The 18280-nt window shown below is 54.4% G+C and carries 17 protein-coding genes, 1 tRNA gene and 1 other annotated feature; of the genes, 4 read left to right on the top strand and 14 right to left on the bottom strand.

From position 1 onward, the window contains the following. Nucleotides 1-3: 3 nt before the first annotated feature. From B5F80_RS06505 to trpS, 4 genes are all read right to left on the bottom strand, one after another. A complete protein-coding gene (locus B5F80_RS06505; protein ID WP_087478012.1) occupies nt 4-1314 on the bottom strand; it encodes an NfeD family protein in 1311 nt (436 codons plus the stop codon). A 15-nt stretch (nt 1315-1329) separates the two neighbouring features. Then, on the bottom strand, nt 1330-1731 hold the full coding sequence (locus tag B5F80_RS06500; protein ID WP_087478011.1) for a hypothetical protein: 402 nt from the start codon (nt 1729-1731) through the stop codon (nt 1330-1332). A 239-nt stretch (nt 1732-1970) separates the two neighbouring features. Then, nucleotides 1971-2555: a 5'-deoxynucleotidase gene (yfbR, locus tag B5F80_RS06495; protein ID WP_087478010.1), complete on the bottom strand. Its 585-nt coding sequence runs from the start codon at nt 2553-2555 to the stop codon at nt 1971-1973. A 9-nt stretch (nt 2556-2564) separates the two neighbouring features. Next, on the bottom strand, nt 2565-3551 hold the full coding sequence (gene trpS, locus B5F80_RS06490) for a tryptophan--tRNA ligase (protein ID WP_087478009.1): 987 nt from the start codon (nt 3549-3551) through the stop codon (nt 2565-2567). 555 nt (nt 3552-4106) lie between these two features. Here trpS and B5F80_RS06485 point away from each other — a divergent pair. Then, nucleotides 4107-5411: a metallophosphoesterase family protein gene (locus B5F80_RS06485; protein ID WP_087478008.1), complete on the top strand. Its 1305-nt coding sequence runs from the start codon at nt 4107-4109 to the stop codon at nt 5409-5411. Between the two features lie 170 nt (nt 5412-5581). Here B5F80_RS06485 and ileS read toward each other — a convergent pair whose 3' ends face one another. The 3 genes from ileS to B5F80_RS06470 all read right to left on the bottom strand — a co-directional run bounded on the left by ileS (nt 5582) and on the right by B5F80_RS06470 (nt 9675). Then, complete coding sequence (ileS, locus tag B5F80_RS06480; RefSeq protein WP_087478007.1) at nt 5582-8377, bottom strand: isoleucine--tRNA ligase; 2796 nt, start codon at nt 8375-8377, stop codon at nt 5582-5584. A gap of 408 nt (nt 8378-8785) precedes the next feature. After that, a tRNA-Val gene (locus B5F80_RS06475) sits at nt 8786-8862 on the bottom strand. Between the two features lie 246 nt (nt 8863-9108). Next, entirely contained in the window at nt 9109-9675 is a 567-nt protein-coding gene (locus tag B5F80_RS06470; protein ID WP_087478006.1) for a TlpA disulfide reductase family protein, read from the bottom strand. Nucleotides 9676-9799: 124 nt separating this feature from the next. On the opposite strand from B5F80_RS06470, the gene B5F80_RS06465 reads away from it, so the two are divergent. Next, nucleotides 9800-10156: a MerR family transcriptional regulator gene (locus tag B5F80_RS06465; protein ID WP_087478005.1), complete on the top strand. Its 357-nt coding sequence runs from the start codon at nt 9800-9802 to the stop codon at nt 10154-10156. A 111-nt stretch (nt 10157-10267) separates the two neighbouring features. Here B5F80_RS06465 and rpsI read toward each other — a convergent pair whose 3' ends face one another. Together rpsI and rplM are read right to left on the bottom strand one after the other, a co-directional pair. Then, nucleotides 10268-10660, bottom strand: a complete 393-nt coding sequence (gene rpsI, locus B5F80_RS06460) for a 30S ribosomal protein S9 (RefSeq protein WP_087478004.1) — start codon at nt 10658-10660, stop codon at nt 10268-10270. 21 nt (nt 10661-10681) lie between these two features. Further along, on the bottom strand, nt 10682-11122 hold the full coding sequence (gene rplM / locus B5F80_RS06455; RefSeq protein ID WP_087478003.1) for a 50S ribosomal protein L13: 441 nt from the start codon (nt 11120-11122) through the stop codon (nt 10682-10684). A gap of 302 nt (nt 11123-11424) precedes the next feature. Then, nucleotides 11425-11668, top strand: a binding site (T-box leader). Nucleotides 11669-11740: 72 nt separating this feature from the next. Between rplM and B5F80_RS06450 the strand changes: the two genes are divergently transcribed. Continuing rightward, nucleotides 11741-13027: an O-acetylhomoserine aminocarboxypropyltransferase/cysteine synthase family protein gene (locus B5F80_RS06450; RefSeq protein ID WP_087478002.1), complete on the top strand. Its 1287-nt coding sequence runs from the start codon at nt 11741-11743 to the stop codon at nt 13025-13027. Between the two features lie 32 nt (nt 13028-13059). Next, complete coding sequence (metA, locus tag B5F80_RS06445) at nt 13060-13995, top strand: homoserine O-succinyltransferase (RefSeq protein WP_087478001.1); 936 nt, start codon at nt 13060-13062, stop codon at nt 13993-13995. 92 nt (nt 13996-14087) lie between these two features. Here the strand turns inward: metA and upp are convergent, their stop codons facing one another. From upp to prfA, 5 genes are all read right to left on the bottom strand, one after another. Next, nucleotides 14088-14711, bottom strand: coding sequence for a uracil phosphoribosyltransferase (gene upp / locus B5F80_RS06440; RefSeq protein ID WP_087478000.1), 624 nt, complete (start codon nt 14709-14711; stop codon nt 14088-14090). Nucleotides 14712-14732: 21 nt separating this feature from the next. Then, nucleotides 14733-15170, bottom strand: coding sequence for a ribose 5-phosphate isomerase B (gene rpiB / locus B5F80_RS06435; RefSeq protein WP_087477999.1), 438 nt, complete (start codon nt 15168-15170; stop codon nt 14733-14735). A gap of 91 nt (nt 15171-15261) precedes the next feature. Next, entirely contained in the window at nt 15262-16311 is a 1050-nt protein-coding gene (locus tag B5F80_RS06430) for an L-threonylcarbamoyladenylate synthase (protein ID WP_087477998.1), read from the bottom strand. Next, complete coding sequence (gene prmC / locus B5F80_RS06425; RefSeq protein WP_087477997.1) at nt 16312-17178, bottom strand: peptide chain release factor N(5)-glutamine methyltransferase; 867 nt, start codon at nt 17176-17178, stop codon at nt 16312-16314. Further along, a complete protein-coding gene (gene prfA, locus B5F80_RS06420) occupies nt 17171-18253 on the bottom strand; it encodes a peptide chain release factor 1 (protein ID WP_204246356.1) in 1083 nt (360 codons plus the stop codon). The genes prmC and prfA overlap by 8 nt, the downstream gene beginning before the upstream one ends. Between the last annotated feature and the right edge of the window lie 27 nt (nt 18254-18280).

The raw sequence follows: 18280 nt of genomic DNA, 5'->3' as shown, positions 1-18280 counted from the left end.
CCTTTACTCGCTGCGTTTGGGAACCGGCTCGACGACGACGCGCGTTCCTTCTACTTCTACGACGCGCACTTCTACGTCCCGCTCGATGAACGAGCCTGCCGATACGGCGTCGACTCGCTCCTTGCCGATGCGGATGGTGCCGGCCGGCCGTAAAATAGTAATGGTTTTTCCCCGCTGATACAGGTACTTGCTCTTATCAGACTGGGACGAATAGCCTTTCTCCTTCGTCGACTGCGTCGTCAGCATGAACTTCGCCGCCAGCCGGCTCTTCGGCAGGCGCTTGCCGACAAAATAAAACAGGACTAACGACAAGACGGTCCCGCCGGCTAAAATGTAGACGGAATCTATGGTCGCCCCCAGCGTATAAAATAAGCTGCCGAAGAGCAGCAACACGCCCAGGACGCCGAAAATCCCCATGCCGGGAGACAGAATTTCCATCCCGACGAAGAACAGGCTGCCGATAAACGCGCCTAAGACAATCAGGCTGTCGCCCAGGGAATCCTCGCCGGATAAAAACAGCAGGCCGCCTAAGACGATGGCCGTAATGATGCCTACGCCGATGCCGGCCGTCTTGATTTCTACGAAGATCGCCATCAGGATGAGGGCGATGATGACCATGCGGACGTACTCGTTCTGCAGGATGCCGATGATGCTGTCCTTCCAGCTCTTTTCTTCATACTGCACCGACGCGTCGCCCAGGCTGAACAGCTTCAGCGCCTCTTCCGGCGAATTAGCCGTCCCTTCGGAAATGCCGAGCTCTTTGGCCTGTCCGTCTGACAAAGATAATATTTCGCCGGGCTCGGCGTAATCGGGATAGCCGTGAGTCTTGTCGACCATGGCTTCGGCTACACGGGGATTATGGCCCATATGGGAAGCCGTCGCGCTGAATTCCGATTTCATAGCGGCGATATTTTTCTCCGTATTGGGAATCGGCTCGGCTGCGCCGATGCTGCTTCCCGGAGCCATGACGATGTGGCGGCACGATAAGGCGATGAGAGCGCCTGCCGACCAGGCCCGCGACTTGACGAAGGCAATCGTCGGCAAGGACGTGCTCCGCAGCATGTCCCGTATTTTCAGGGCGCTGTCCGCCCTGCCGCCCATGGTGTCGATAGACACGACGACGGCCGTATCGCCCGTTTCTTCCGCCAGCTCCAGGCCCCGCCGCACGAGAGCAGCCTGGCTCCCGTCAATTTCACCGGAAATGACGATAGCCCGCACCGAATCGGCCGCCTGAACAGATGGCAGCGCAGCCGCCGAACATAATATAATGAACCATCCAAGTACAACTAACCAAATGCGCCGCACTGCACTCATAGGCACCTCCTTGTATCACTCCTCACCTTCCGGCACGTCGACGCACCGGAAATATCCGGCCTGCCGCAGCGTATACAGCTCTTCCTGCGACAATGAATGAGCCGCCTGCTTTTCCAATTCCTCTATCGGCTTGGCTTCCATGGCGCGGACGCGCTCCGCCACGGCCTCGTATACGGCGGCCGGCTTATTTTCCTTCATCCATTCCAGCATATGGTCCAGCCACTTCCGGCACGACCACGACTCGTCGCCGTGATTATGGCCGCGCAGGATCTGTACCTGTTCCTTTTCCGGAATTTGAGATAAAAACCAGTTCCATTTTTCCCGAGCAATCACATAGCGGTACATGGCGTCCACATCGCGCAGATGCCGTTCATGCAGCTCTAAGGTATATCTCGACCAAAATAAACTGAGCGTCATAAGGACTACCTCCACTTACTAAAGTATATTTGCCTTATTTATTATACGTTTCCACACTCGGCAGGTAAATACCTTCTTTTTCAAAAAAATTTCCCGCCGAAATGCATATACTATATGTATCAGCATATGATCCTTATTATACTAAATATACAACTTGTATCGCAAAATATTTTTATAAAAAAATAAGGCTTGCCGATCAAAAATCGGTAAACCTTATTCTCTATTTCTTTAAACTCTTGTCAGCCTGAATGATTCATTTCATCCAGGGACAAGGAAAAGCTCGGCGCATAGTCAGCCAAAAACATATCAACCTCCGGCATGCCCAGCTGTTCCAGCCGTGCCTTCAGCGACGAGAAGGCCTCGGCAAACTCGCGGTTTCCCGCCGCCAGTTCCTGCCGGCATTTCAAATACGCGCTCAGCGTATCGGCCGCCTTGACGAAGGGCCACGCCGGATCCTCCTCGGCGCTGCAGATGAGCGGCTTGTAATGGGCCTGCAGTTCCTCCGGCAGCGTCTGAACCAGCTTTTCCTGGGCCATGGCCTCTACGTCGCCGTAGGTACGGCGCATCTTTTCGTTGAAATATTTCACCGGCGTCGGCATATCTCCCGTAAAGATTTCCGCTGCGTCATGATACAGAGCCAACACGGCCGCCTGCTTCGGGTCCGTCCGGCCGCCGAAATGCAGGTTGCTGAGAAGGCAGAGATGATAGGCGATCATAGCCGTCTGCAGCGTATGCTCCTGGATGTTTTCTTCCTGCGTGTTGTGCATCAGGCTCCAGCGGCGAATGAATTTCATCCGCGCCAGGAGCGCAAAGAAATGGCTCATGACGGCCTCTTATTTCCGGTTCAGGCCCATAGCGCGGACGACTTTTTCGTACGTTTCGCTGGCCTTGGCATGGGCTTTCGCCGCGCCTTTGTCGAGAATTTCGTCCAGTTCCGGGTCGTTGACCAGCTGGGCGTAGCGGGCCTGAATCGGCTCGAGGGCGGCGATTACGGCTTCGGCCACGTCTTTCTTGAACGCGCCGTAGCCCTTGCCGGCATACGCTGCTTCGACTTCTTCATGAGTATGATCCGTCACGGCCGAGAAAATTTCAATCAGGTTGGAAATGCCCGGCTTGTTTTCCCTGTCGTAGTGGACGGAGTTTTCGCTGTCCGTCTGGGCCCGCTTGATTTTCTTTTCAATGGCCTTCGGTTCATCGAGCAGATAAATCGTCGCCGTCGTATTGTCGTCGGACTTGCTCATCTTCTTCGTCGGTTCCTGGAGGCTCATGACGCGCGTGCCGTCGTGTCCCAGGTAAATATCGGGAATCGTAAATACTTCGCCGTACAGGCGATTGAAACGCTGCGCCAGGTCGCGGGTAATTTCCATATGCTGCTTCTGGTCATCGCCGACGGGTACGTAATTGGTCTGATACAAGAGAATATCCGCAGCCATGAGAGGCGGGTAGACGAGCAGGCCGGCAGGAATCGAATCGCCCCGCTTCGCCGCCTTATCCTTGTACTGGGTCATGCGTTCCAGCTCGCCTACGTAGGACTGGGTCATCATAATCCAGCCCAGCAATGCGTGTTCCGGCACTTCGGACTGTACGAACAGCGTAGATTTTTCCGGGTCGAGGCCCGATGCGATGTAAATAGCCGCCAGAGCCCGCGTCCGTTCATGGAGAAGCTTCGGGTCCTGGGGCACCGTAATGGCGTGCTGGTTGACGACGCAGTAATAGCATTCGTTGCCGTCCTGCATCTTCGAAAAATTGCGCAGGGCGCCTAAATAATTTCCCAATGTAAGATTGCCGCTCGGCTGAATGCCGGAAAAAATAATCGACATAGTATCATCCTCCTCATAGTCAACGCATCGCTGCGCTATAAAAAAATCCTTCCATCCCTCTATGATAGGGACGAAAGGAAAGACATTTCCGCGGTACCACCCTGGTTGGCAAGCTGCCCGGCTCATATGCGCACGTTTCATGCGCTCTTCCTCATAACGGCGGAAGTCCCGGCGGCGCCTACTCGTCGTTCAGACCGCATCTCCCGGGCCCATTCCCGCCTGCGTCCTCATACCGGCCTTCCACTGCCGCCGGCTCGCTGCAAAGGGTGCCGCAAGGGTACTTGCTCCCGTTCATCGACATTCTCTATTACGTTCAATATTGTATATCCTGCCCTTCCCCTTGTCAAGCGCCGCCCTGCGCATAGGGCCGATTTGAGGGCATACCATGCCTTTGTCGTATTTCTTACCATAAAAGGCAAGCATTAGACATGACCTCGTTTAAAACCTATAATGTAATTAGTAAGAATACCCTATGTCAAAGGTCTTGACTTAAAGCAAACTTCATGTGATATGATAAAGTTCATCTCAGGATATACGCCGTAAGGAGGGCTGCAAATGAATAAAAAGAAATTGTTGAAACGAATCGTTCCCGTATTGCTCATCGCCTGTGCCGCCGCGTACGCCTTCATTCCCGGCGTCAAGACGGCGGCCCAGCAGAGCCTTCGGACAACAAAGTCCCTGGCTGCTCATTACGAACTCACCAGCAATGTAGACGCCATGAACATACGCCAGGTCATTACGGAAGACAGCGAAATGTCGCGGACCATCATGTGGCAGTCGGCAATGGCCGAAGACGATGCTGTCGTAGAATATCATGAGCAGGGACAGGACGAGGTCTACGCTGTCGCGGCGACGAGCGAAGCCTTTACGGACGACGGCGTAACGACGTATATCCATAAAGCAACGCTGACGGAGCTGTCGCCCGGCACAGCCTACGAATACCGCGTCGGCTACGGCCAAAAGCGAAGCGCCTGGATTCGCCTGCACACGGCAGAAGGAAACGAATTTAAAGCCCTGATATTTCCCGACTCGCAATCCAGCGATTACAGCGTATGGGCCGCCACGCTGGACCCGGCCTGGCAGGCTCATCCCGACGCCCAATTCGCCATCTCTATGGGCGACCTCGTCGACAACGGCCAGGATCATTACCAGTGGAATGCCTGGTTCGACGCTGCGGAGGATATGATCAGCAAGATCCCCATCGCGCCCGCCATGGGAAATCACGAAACGTACAACCGCGACTGGAAGATCCGCATGCCCGAAGCCTATCTCCGCCTGTTCGCCCTGCCGGCCAACGCGCCTGAGCCGTATCGGAACCAATTTTATTCCTTTGATTACGGCGACGTCCACTTCGTCGTCCTCAACACGCAGATTTCCGAAATGGCTCAGTTCCAGCCCAAGCTGCTGGAAGATGAAATGGCCTGGTTCCGCCAGGACATGGCCCGCACGACAAAGAAATGGAAAGTCGTCGTCATGCACAAGGATGTCCTGCAGTACGGGTTCCAAAACCGCCCGCAGCCCCGCGAAGAAGGCTTTTCCGAAGAAGGCCGCCAATGGATGCCCCTCTTTGACGAATACGGCGTCGACGTCGTATTATCAGCCCATCTCCACAGCTATCGCGACCGCGGCCATATCCGCAACTTCCAGCGCGATGCTTCAGGTCCGCTGTACATCCTGACGGGCGTAGCCGGCAGTGTCCAATATCCCGGCCTATGGAAAAACCATTCCCTGGACGAATACGCAGCGCCTCAGCCGGAAACGGAAAACTACCTGGTCATGGAAGCCTCCGACGCTGCCCTTACCTTTACGGGGTACCTGCCTTCCGGAGAGGAACTCCATACCGTCTCCATCCAAAAATAATCGTATCAGTCTGCACGGCCCTTCCCCCAACGGTACGCCCGGGGGAGGGCTTTTTTGCGGTACATCGCAGCATACTCGCAACGCCGATAGCCTGCGGCCTTCCCTTCAATAACAAAAAACATCCCGCCTGACGAAAGAGCAGACGGGATGCATACGAATAGAATATTTACTTATTTCAAGACGGAAACGCAGCGTGCGCACAGCGTCGGATGTTCGGCATCAGCGCCGACGGTTTCACTGTGAATCCAGCAGCGTTCGCATTTTTCATGAGTCGACGGAGCGACGACGACCTTCATATCGCCATGGTCTTCGCCGGAAACGGCTTCAGCCGGGGCCGCTTCGTTCAGCAAGGAAACTTCGCTGACGATGAGCAGCGTCGCCAGCTGGTCTTTCCACTGGCTGAGGAAGTCGTAGTCTTCGCCGGAGGCGTAAATCGCAACGGCAGCGTCCAGGGCATGGCCGATCTTCTTATCCTGACGAGCGCCTTCAAGGATACGCGTCAAATCGCGGCGGTACGACAGCAGCGTATTCCAGCGAGCTTCCAAATCGGCGTTCAAATATTCCGGATGAGCTTTCGGCCAATCCGTCAGAAGAACGCTTTCTTCCTTGCCGGGAATCTGCGGCATGTTCTGCCAAACTTCTTCTGCCGTGAAGGACAATACGGGCGAAATGATCTTGACCAGCGTATCGAGAATCTGGTACATTGCCGTCTGGGCGCTGCGGCGGACCTGCGAGTCGGCCTTTTCCGTGTACAGGCGATCTTTGATGACGTCGAGGTACATAGCGCTCAAGTCGACGGTGCAGAAGTTGTGAATCGCATGGTACATGACGTGGAACTGGTAGTTTTCATAGGCTTCCGTAACCGTTTCATATACTTGTTCCAGACGCATAAGAGCCCATTTATCGAGTTCGGTCATATCGGCATAAGCGACGGCGTCCGTTTCCGGATTGAAGTCGCTGAGGTTGCCCAAAAGATAGCGGAAGGTGTTGCGGATCTTGCGGTATACGTCAGACAGCTGCTTCAAAATCTTCGGGGACAGGCGGATATCGCCCTGATAATCGGCCGAAGATACCCACAGGCGCATGACGTCGGCGCCGTACTGTTCAATGACTTCCTGCGGAGCTACCGTATTGCCGACGGATTTACTCATCTTGCGGCCTTCGCCATCGACGGTAAAGCCGTGAGTCAGTACGGATTTATACGGAGCGCAGCCATTGACGGCAACGGACGTCAGCAGGGACGAGTTAAACCAGCCGCGGTGCTGGTCCGAGCCTTCCAGGTACATTTCGCAGGGGTAATCCAATTCCGGATCGTTGCAGAGAACGCCCTGATGGGTGCAGCCGCTGTCGAACCATACGTCCATGATGTCGCTTTCCTTCTGGAAATGGGTGCCGCCGCAGTGGGGGCACGTAAAGCCTTCGGGCAGCAGTTCCTTTTCATCGTGCATCCACCACGTATCGGAGCCTTCTTTGGCAAACATCGTCTGCAAATGAGCGATCGTTTCGTCGTTGATGATGTGTTCGCCGCAGTCCTTGCAGTAGAAAATAGGAATCGGAACGCCCCATACGCGCTGACGGGAAATACACCAGTCGCCGCGGTCGTGAATCATGTTGTAAATTCGGTCGTGACCCCAGCCAGGAATCCACTGTACCTGGTCAATCGCTTCCAGCGCTTTCTGACGATAGCCGTCGACAGAGGAGAACCACTGTTCCGTCGCGCGGTAGATAATCGGGTTCTTGCAGCGCCAGCAATGGGGATACTGATGGCGGAAGGTGCTCTTGGCGAAGAGTGCTCCCATTTCAGCCAGCCGCTTGATGATAGGCACGTTCATATCGAAGACAAACTTGCCTTCATAATCGGGAACCTTATCTGTATAGCAGCCGTTGGAGCCGACGGTGCCGATCGGCTTGACACCCCAGGATGCATATTTCACGCAGACGTCAAAGTCGTCCTGGCCGTGGTCCGGAGCCGTATGGACGAGGCCCGTGCCGGCGTCGAGCGTAACGTGGTCGCCGAGAAGGACGGGAACCTTGCGGTCTGCGTAGAAGGGATGCTGGAAGACGAGGCCTTCGATCTGCTTGCCCGTCATGACCTCAGGCAATACTTCGTAGTCTTCTGCCTTGCCGGCCTTCATCGTCGCTTCGACGAGTTCCTTAGCCATGAGCAGGTATTCTTCGCCGATTTTGACCCATACGTATTCAAAGTTTTCATTGGCGCAAATGGCCATGTTGGCCGGAATCGTCCAAGGTGTCGTCGTCCAAATCAAGGCGAATACCTTATCCGGATCGGCACCCTTCGGCATGTGGCAATTCAAGTCAACAGCCTGGAATTTTACATAGATGGAGAAGGATTTGTCGTCCTTGTATTCGATTTCAGCTTCAGCCAGGGCCGTTTCGCAGTGCGGGCACCAGTAAACGGTTTTGAGGCCTTTGTAAATATAGCCCTTCTTGGCCATTTTGCCGAATACGCCGATCTGAGCCACTTCGACCTGCTTATGAAGCGTCAGGTAGGGATGATCCCAATCGCCGAGAACGCCGAAGCGGATGAAGTCCTGCTTCTGTTCTTCTACGCGTTCCAAGGCATAATCGCGGCATTTCGCCCGCAAATCGAGGGCAGACATTTCATGGCGGTTCAGGCCCGTATCCTTAATGACGGCGTGTTCAATCGGCAGGCCGTGCGTATCCCAGCCGGGAATATACTTCGTATAATAGCCCTGCTGCGTCTTATATTTTAAAATAATATCCTTTAATACTTTATTTAAAGCATGGCCGATATGGAGCTTGCCGTTTGCATACGGAGGGCCGTCGTGCAGAATAAATTTCGGCGCGCCGTCGCGCTTCTGCAGCCGTTTTTCATAAATCTTGTGTTCTTGCCAGAATTTTAAAAAGTCCGGTTCCCGTTTCGGCAGATTGCCGCGCATGGGGAAATCCGTTTTTGGCAGATGTAAGGTCTTGCCGTAGTCCATTGTGTTTCCTCCTCATTCAGTAAAAAAAATAACGCCTCCATCCCTAAGGGACGAAGACGTAATCACCGTGGTACCACCCTATTGACTGCAGTGCAGCCACTCTATGCCCGTAACGGAGCTACCCGTCGGCTGGTTCACAGCCGAAGCTTCCAAGTGATCCGCCTGCATACCGTCTTTCCCGGGCTCACACTCTTCCCGGTTCGCTGTAAAGACCTCCGACGCAGGCCGTCTTGTTCATCGCATTTTAATATACATAAACTTGTATATAGCCGTATTTTAATAGTTTATATGATATTTGTCAAGACGTTTCAAAGATGAACCCGAAACGAAGGGCTCCTACATGCGCATCCCGGCCGCTGTGCGGCAAAAAAAATAAACCTTACTATGAACTAGTAAGGTTTACGTGTGTGGTGGGCGGTAATGGATTCGAACCATCGACCCCCTCGATGTCAACGAGATACTCTAACCAACTGAGCTAACCGCCCTCAACAGTGCCGCTCCATGCGACTTGTTTATTATACGGCAAAATCAGCGAATTTGTCAATAGAAATTTTATAACTTTTTCACGCTGCCATCAACTTTTTTCCCTTCCTGCCATCGATGCTGGAACCATGAAAAGGCGACAAAAAGGAATTTCCATCGAGGCTTATCCTGTCAATCCAAACGGGAATATCGACGGACCAGCCTTCTGGGCGCAGCAACTCGCAGCCCGAGGCTTTCGCCCAATAACGTCACGGTTCCATCCCTCTTTCCACCATATAAGCCAACGATCTTTCATCGGGCAGCCCTGCGACTCTGTCGGAAATGGCTCCGCCTTTGCGGATCATGACGCACTGCGGGACTTCATATACGTTATAGTCGTCGGCGACAGACAAGGCGCCCGTATAAAAGGGCATGGCATAGGCATGCTGCAAATAAAAGGAGCGGGCTTCTTCTGCCGTGCTGCCGAAAGAAAGGACGACGACATGGATATCGTCGCCGTACCTTCGGTATATGTTTTCCAACACAGCCATTCCCTTCTTGCTGTCGTCGCTCCAGGGCATCCAGAAATAGATGAGTACGGGCTTGTCGTTATATAAATCTCGTATTTCTGTATCTTGCCCGTCCATGGCGCGGATATGGCCGTTATGAGCCAAGATTTCCGTATCGGCTATCATGGCTTCTTCCGCTGCTTTTTCATAGGCCTCCAGCGTCGTCTCTTTCTCCGTCCCCATCCAGAAAGAGACAAAATACGCCGCACAAGCGACAGCGATGGCCGCGATGATTTTATTTTTTATACCGGCACGTGTTTTATTCATGACATCACCTTATCGTATTTTTTTCAGTATATCATACCCCGTCAAGGACAGCGAATTTCCATCCGTCTCTTGACTTATAGTAAACTCCATACTGTATAGTAAGGGTACTAGGAGGGAATCTATCATGAAAATCAAAGAAGTAAGCGAGCAATACGACATTACGCCGGACACGCTGCGGTATTACGAACGCATCGGCCTGATCCGCAACGTCCCGCGCGATAAAAACGGCATCCGCAATTATTCAGAGGAAAACTGCAATACCATCGCCTTTATTAAATGCATGCGTTCGGGCAACGTATCCATCGAAGGCCTGACGGAGTACATCGAGCTGTACAACCAGGGCAGCCGCGAGACCTATGAGGCGAGAAAGGCCATCCTCGTCCGCGAACGGGACCGTCTCAAAGAGCGGATGAGCGCCATGCAGGAAGCCTTGGCGTATTTAAATCGAAAAATAGCGACGTACGACCGCTGGAGCAAGTGACAAACTCCAGAGCCGACGGAGCAGGTGCTTTTTACAAAAAAAATGGCGTACACCTCATGGGTTACGCCATTTTTGATTGCATAGGTTTTAGAGTAGTTATTATGAAAATGATTAACGTTTGGAGAACTGAGAAGCCTTGCGGGCTTTCTTCAAGCCGTATTTCCGACGTTCTTTTTCACGAGGATCGCGAGTCAGGAGACCAGCCTTTTTCAAGGACTGACGGAAATCCTGGTCGACTTCCAACAGCGCGCGGCTGATGCCGTGACGGATTGCGCCGGCCTGGCCGGACGGTCCGCCGCCCTTTACGTCAGCGATGACGTCGTACTGTTCCGTTACGCCAGTCAGTACGAGGGGCTGTCTAATGATCAATTCCAGCGTTTTACGGCCGAAATATTCGTTCAAATCTTTTTTATTAACTGTGATTTTGCCTTGACCCGGAACCAGACGAACTCTGGCAACGGAGGTCTTTCTACGGCCAGTGCCGTAGTACTGTGCTACTGCCATGAAATCTTCCTCCCGGTATGATTAACGAATGTTTAAATTCAGAACTTCAGGTTTCTGAGCCTGATGCGGATGTTCTGCACCAGCGTACACATTGAGCTTGCGGTACATCTGTTCGCCTAATTTGTTTTTCGGCAGCATACCGCGGATAGCCATTTCTACGACCCGTTCCGGACGGTTTTCGAGCATGTGGCCGAGCTGCGTGAATTTAGCTCCGCCGGGATAACCGGAATGACGGAAATATGTTTTCTGAACCAATTTTTTGCCAGTTACTTTTACTTTTGCTGCGTTGACTACGATAACATAGTCGCCTGTATCTACATGCGGGGTAAATGTAGGTTTATGTTTTCCCCGAAGAACTTTGGCTACTTCGGCAGCAAGACGTCCTAATGTCTGGCCTTCAGCGTCAACAACAAACCATTTGCGTTCGATGTTGCCGGCATTAGCCATAAATGTAGTTTTCATGCTGTGTGATTCCTCCCTGATACGACTAACTAACCAAGCTTTAAGGCTCTTTCTCCGGGGCTAAGTGGAGTCCAAGTGAAAAGCTTACCTAATTATTTTACAGATTACGGCACCCCTTGTCAAGTGATTTTTTCGTAAATTTACCGGCTCTCCGCAGGCCCGGCCGAAGAACCGCATTTGCCGAAAAAATAGGCAATTTGTCTCGATTTTCCTTTATTCGTTATCGTTCGCCCCGGAGATGATTTCAAAATTTATTTGACAAACGGCTCATTTAATGCTAAACTTAGCGTCAACAACTTGATAGTATTGCAATGAAGAGAAGAGTACATGAAAAAGAACGGCACAGAGAGTTCCCGCTGTGGTGAAAGGGAATCCGGGGCGTTTCATGGAAGATGGACTCCGAGCAGGTTAGTCGAATCATTAGACTGCCCGGGCGCACCCGTTACAGTGCTATGGTATTCAGGGCTTCGGCCTGCGTACCTGAAGAGGCCGGGCCTGCGAAGGTCCGGTGAAATTGGGTGGTATCACGGTGCTTCCGTCCCTTTGGGGACGGGAGCTTTTTTTATTGCCTGCTATCGGCTTGTCACATAAATTTTTTTACAACGGGAGGAACACATCATGAACCATATCGACACGTATGCATTTGAAACACTGCAGCAGCACGCCGGACAAATCCCCGATCCTGCGACGGGAGCCCGGGCCGTCCCCATTTATCAGACGACGTCGTACGTCTTCGCCAGCGCCCAGGACGGCGAGGACATCTTCGCCCTGCGCAAGCCCGGCTACATTTACAGCCGCCTGACCAATCCGACGCAGGACGTGCTGGAAAAGAGAATCGCCGCGCTGGAAGGCGGAACGGCCGCCTTAGCCGTCGCCAGCGGTTCGGCTGCCATCGCTTACACCATACTGAACCTTGCCGGCGCAGGCGACGAAATCATCGCGGCCCCGACCTTATACGGCGGCACCTTCGAATTATTTACGGAAACGCTGCAGCGCTTCGGCATTATGACCCGTTTCGCCGATGCCGACGACCCGTCGACTTTTGAAGCCCTCATTACGGATCATACGAAAGCGTTGTACATCGAAAGCCTGGGCAATCCGGCCATCAATATTCCCGACTTCGAAGCCCTGGCCGATATTGCCCACCGGAACGGCCTGCCTCTCGTCGTCGACAGCACCTTCGCCACGCCCTATTTATTCCGCCCCTTCGAGCACGGCGCCGACATCGTCGTCCATTCGGCGACGAAATTCATCGGCGGCCACGGCACGACCCTCGGCGGCCTCATCATTGAAAACGGCGCTTTCGACTGGACGTCGGGAAGATTTCCCGACATCGCGTCGCCAGACCCGTCGTACAACGGCATCAATTTTGCGACCGATATGCCGGGAGCCGGCTTCGTCACCCGCATCCGGGCCAAAAGCCTCCGCGATCTCGGGGCTTGCATCAGCCCCTTCAACGCCTGGCTCCTCCTCCAGGGGATGGAAACGCTGTCCCTGCGCATGGAGCGCCACGTCGCCAACGCCCAAAAAATCGCCGAATACCTGGAAAGCCACTCCGCCGTCGCCAAGGTCAATTATCCATCCCTTCCCTCTTCGCCATACTGCGCCCTGGCTCAGAAATATTTCCCCAAGGGAACGGGCTCTATTTTCTCCTTCGAACTGGCAGGCGGCTATGAAGCAGCCCGGTCCTTTATCGACCACGCCGAGATTTTTTCCAATTTAGCCAACGTAGGCGACTCCAAATCCCTGCTGGTCCATCCGGCTTCGACGACGCATCAGCAGCTGTCGGAAGAAGCGCAGCGGGCCTGCGGCATCACGCCCGGCACGGTACGCATCTCCGTCGGCCTGGAAAACGTCAACGACTTGCTGGCAGACATCGAGCAAGCCCTGGCCGCCGCAGAATAAAGACAAAATTACTTGCAAAGGAAGATAGCTATATGCCCATTAAAATTACAGACGGCCTGTCGGCCAAAGAACTGCTTCATGAAGAAGGAATTTTTACCATAGACAAGGGCTCGGCCCTCCATCAGGATATCCGCCCCCTCCGCATCCTCATCCTCAATCTCATGCCCCTGAAAAAACCGACGGAGCTGCAGCTCCTCCGCCTGCTTGGCGATTCGCCCCTCCAGGTCGAAGTAGATTTCTGCCGCACGACGAGCCATGAAAGCGTTCATACAGACCCGTCGTATTTAGAGCAAAATTACTATACCTTCGATGATATCAAGGACAACTATTACGACGGCCTGATCATCACCGGCGCGCCTGTCGAGCAGATTCCCTTCGAGGACGTCGATTACTGGCCCGAGCTGACGACGTATCTGGACTGGTCCGCAGCGCACGCCTTTTCCACCCTGTATTTCTGCTGGGGCGCCCAGGCGGCTCTCTATCATTATTACGGCATCGAAAAGCGCCTGCTGCCGGAAAAATTATTCGGCATCTTCGAATACCAGCTCACGCAGAAAGGCCATCCCCTCCTGCGCGGTTTTGACGACAGGTATTTCATTCCTCAATCCCGTCACACTGCTATCGACGATATCAAGGTGTACAATACGCCGGCCCTGGACATCTTATCCCGTTCTCCGGAAAACGGCATCAACATCATCGGCACTGCCGACCACCGCCGCTTTTTCGTCCTAGGCCACTTCGAATACGACCGGCGGACGCTGGAAACCGAATACCTGCGCGACAAAAATAAAGGCTTGCCCATCAGCGTTCCCAAGCATTACTATCCCAAGGACAACGACAAGAACCAGCCGGTCTTCACCTGGTGCAGCTACGCCCATCTGTTCTACCACAACTGGCTCAATATCGTATACCAGGAAACGCCGTACTGCCTGGAAGACATCGGCCACGGAAAATTCTGCGTCCGCTGACAGCCGGCACGGCTCCTGCATACAGAAAGGGCTGGATACCTTCTGCCGTATCCAGCCCTTCTTTTTGTATACCTAATATAAGATTTTTCTTGTTATTTCGTGCCGAAAATCCTGTCGCCGGCGTCGCCGAGACCGGGAACGATATAGCCGTGTTCATTCAGCGTATCGTCCAGGGCAGCCACGTAAATGCGCACGTCCGGATGATCCTTATTGACCCGCTGCACGCCCTGAGGCGCCGCAACGAGGCACATGAGCTTAATATTCTGCACGCCCTTATCCTTCAGCAGGGTAATCGCCGCCGACGCGCTGCCGCCCGTAGCCAACATGGGGTCAACGATGATGAAATCGCGGTCCTGCACGTCGGGCAGCTTGCAGTAATATTCAACGGGCTCCAGCGTTTCCGGATCCCGGTACAGCCCAATATGGCCGACTCTGGCCATGGGCATCAAATTGAGCAACCCCTGCACCATGCCCAGGCCGGCGCGGAGAACGGGCACAATGCCCAGCTTCTTGCCGCTGATCTGTTTTCCCGTCGTCGGTGCGACCGGAGTTTCGATGGCAATATCTTCCAGCGGCAAATCCCGCGTAATTTCATACCCCATGAGCATCGTAATTTCTTCCAGCAAATTGCGGAAATCGGTAGAACCGGTTTCCTTCTTCCGCATCAGCGTCACCTTATGCTGAATCAGCGGGTGATCCATTACCTGTACCTGCATACTCTGCGGCTCCTTTCCCAATTATTTGTCCATTTCCGTAATCATCGCGACGCGGTCAGCATGACGTCCGCCGTCGAAGCCCGTCGTCAAGAAGACCCGCACGATTTCTCTGGCAACGCCCGGCCCGATGACCCGGCCGCCCATGGTCAGGATATTGGCGTCGTTGTGGCGGCGGCAATATTCTGCCGAAAACAGGTCGTGGCACAGGGCGGCGCGGATGCCGTGCACCTTATTCGCCGCAATGCCGATGCCGATGCCCGTGCCGCAGAACAGGATGCCCCGGTCAAAGGTACCGTCCGCTACGGCTTCGGCCACCTTCTTGGCAACTTCCGGGTAATCGCACCGTTCGCCCGTAAGAGTACCGTAATCGGTAAATTCGATTCCCTGTTCGTTCAAATATTCCTTGATGTTTTCTTTCAAATCAAATCCGCCGTGATCAGCGCCAAGTACTAATTTCATCATCGTTCCTCCTTATGTCTCCGGACATATTATATATAGTATATATTCATTATACTCTGCAATAGAGAAGATGAACAGATTGAAATACAATTTATAAGATGATGACGTTGCCGCCGGCGGCTTTCTTCATGCGGTTCATAATCGCCATGCCCAAGCCGTCGCCGTCGACGCCTTCCGCCAGAATGAGGTCTACCTTGTCCGTATCGAAGGACAGCAGCCCCGTATACAGCTGGTTGGCCAGGGCTACCTTATCGCCCCGCCGTCCCCATATGTACATATCGTCTTTTGGGAAATGAGCGCCCACTTCCTGGCTGACTAAAAAGCCAACTGTTTTTCCATCGGCCAATGCGTCTTCATACAAGTCTTTCAACTTAGCCGTTACGGCTTCTTCCGAGCCTACGACGACGGTCATCGGAGCCGACGGAGCGTAGTGGCGGTATTTCATGCCCGGCGCCTTGGGAGCGCCCTGGCCGGTCACTAGGTTCGTATCCAGACGCACGTACGTGACGACTTCCTTCAGCATGTCCATCGTAATGCCGCCCGGCCGTAGAATCGTAACGGAATCGTCTCCGTCGCATTCGACAATCGTCGATTCGACGCCGATGCAGCAGGGTCCTCCGTCGATAACCATGTCGACGCGGCCGTCCATGTCGTGCATGACTTCTTCCGCTGTCGTCGGGCTGGGACGGGTCGATAAATTGGCACTCGGGCCGGCAACGGGAACGTCGGCGCAGCGCAGGAAGGCCCGGCATACGTCGTGGTCCGGGCAGCGCAGGGCGACCGTATCTAATCCGCCCGTAGCTGCGTCGGGAACCTGGGGCTGCCGGGGAAAGATAATCGTCAGCGGCCCCGGCCAAAAGCGGTCCATCAGCTTTTTCGCCGTCGGCGTAATGCAGGCCGCCACTTTTTCCGCCCCGTGCTGATCCGGCACGGTTAAAATCAGCGGGTTGTCGCTGGGCCGGCCCTTCGCAGCGTATATGCTCCGGCAGGCGTCGGCATCGAGGCCGTTGGCGCCGATGCCGTACACCGTTTCCGTCGGAAATACGACCAGTCCGCCGGCGCGGATGATGCGCCCTGCTTCTTCCAGTACGGCTTTATCTTTTTCGATGTCTGTAATATGTACAAGTTTTGTCTGTTTCATCTACATCTGCTCTTTTCGTATAAATAAGATGACCCGTTCTATTCCGCCGTAATCGGTCACGGTTTTCTCATGACCATAGGCTCCCGTATCCGTAAAGATGCGCACGACGTCTTCCGTCTGACCCGCGCCGATTTCTACGGCGCAGCAGCCGCCAGGCCGCAGAAAGGCCGGGGATTGCTCCGCAATGCGCCGGTAAGCGTCGAGCCCGTCGTCGCCGCCGAACAGTGCCTGCGGCGGATCGTAGCGGACTTCCGGCTGGAGCCGCTCCATGTCGTCCCGCGTCAAATACGGCGGATTCGATACGATCCAGTCAAATCGCTGTTCCGGCAAAGCGGCGCACACGTCGCTCTCCACCCAGGTCACGCGGTTGGCCAGTCCCAGGGCCTCGCCGTTTTGACGAGCGACGGCCAGTGCCTTAGGAGAAATGTCGACGCCCGTGCCTGCCGCCTCGGGCAGGTAATGGAGGAGGCTTAGGATAATCGCGCCGCTTCCCGTGCCGATATCCAATATCGACGCCGGCGGCTGCGATTTCGCCGCGTCCAGCATCGTCTCGACGAGCATTTCCGTCTCTGGCCGCGGTACCAGCACGTCCGTCGTGACTTGGAAGTCGAGTCCCATAAAGGCCTTCATACCTAAAATATGGGCGACGGATAAACGGCCGGCCCGCTTCTTGACCATTTCCCGGTACGCCGCCAGCTCCGGCGGGTTCATAGGCTGGTCGTAGTGGGCGTATAAATAAATCCGTTCCTTCTGCAGGACGTGGGCCAGCAGTATTTCCGCGTCCAGGCGGGGCGTATCGACGCCCTTTTGGGCGAAATACTCCTGCGTCCACTGCAGGAGGCTCCCAATAGTCCACAGCTTATTCATGATTTTCTTCTTTCATGAGCTCAGCCCGGCGGGCTTCAGCCAAGGCCTGAATGAATTCGTCGATATCGCCGTTCAAAATATTTTCCAGCTTATACAGCGTCAGGTTAATGCGATGGTCCGTCACGCGGCCCTGGGGGAAGTTGTAGGTACGGATTCGTTCGCTCCGGTCGCCTGTGCCGACCTGGCTGCGCCGTTCCTCCGTAATTTCCGCATCGGCCGCCTGCTGAGCCTGATCGAGCAGCCGGGCCTTTAATACCCGCATGGCCTTAGCCCGGTTTTCCAGCTGCGACCGTTCGTCCTGACATTCTACGACCATGCCCGTCGGAATATGGGTCATGCGCACGGCCGAACTCGTCTTGTTGACGTGCTGGCCGCCGGCGCCGCTGGCGCGGAAATAGTCGACGCGGACGTCGTCCATATTCAAATCGACTTCTACGTCTTCCGCTTCCGGCAGGACGGCGACCGTCGCCGTCGACGTGTGGATACGGCCGCCGGCTTCCGTCACCGGCACGCGCTGTACGCGGTGCACGCCCGATTCGTATTTCAGCTTGCCGAATACGCCCGAGCCTTCGACGGAAAAAATGACTTCCTTAAAGCCGCCCAGCTCCGGGGCGTTGGAGCTGATAATGCTCGCCTTCCAGCCGGGCTGCTTTTCAATATATTTCATATACATACGGAACAAATCCCCGGCAAACAGCGCCGCTTCGTCGCCGCCGGCGCCGCCGCGGATTTCCATGATGACGTTCTTGTCGTCCCGCGGGTCCTTGGGCAGCATGAGGATATGGAGCTGTTCTTCCAGCTCGGCCAACTCCTTCGACGCTTCGCCGAGCTCTTCCTTCGCCATGGCGATGAGGTCGGCGTCGCTGTCCGGATCGTTCAGGATTTCCTTATCGCCTTCAACAGTCTTAGCGACGTCCTTATATTTCCGGAACGTTTCTACCAGCGGCATGAGCGACGCGTGTTCCTTCGTCAGCTTCTGCCATTCGTCCTGGCGGGCAATGACCGACGGGTCGCTGATGCGCTGCTCCAAATCCATGAATTTATTTTCCACGTCCTGCACTTTATCAATAAACACCTGTATCTCTCTCCCATCCAATGCGTA

It is taken from the genome of Megasphaera sp. An286 (assembly GCF_002163455.1).
GTDB classification, from domain to species: Bacteria; Bacillota; Negativicutes; order Veillonellales; family Megasphaeraceae; genus Megasphaera; species Megasphaera stantonii.
The sequence above is the reverse complement of the archived record's forward strand: the minus strand, read 5'-3'. Positions and strand labels throughout refer to the sequence as shown.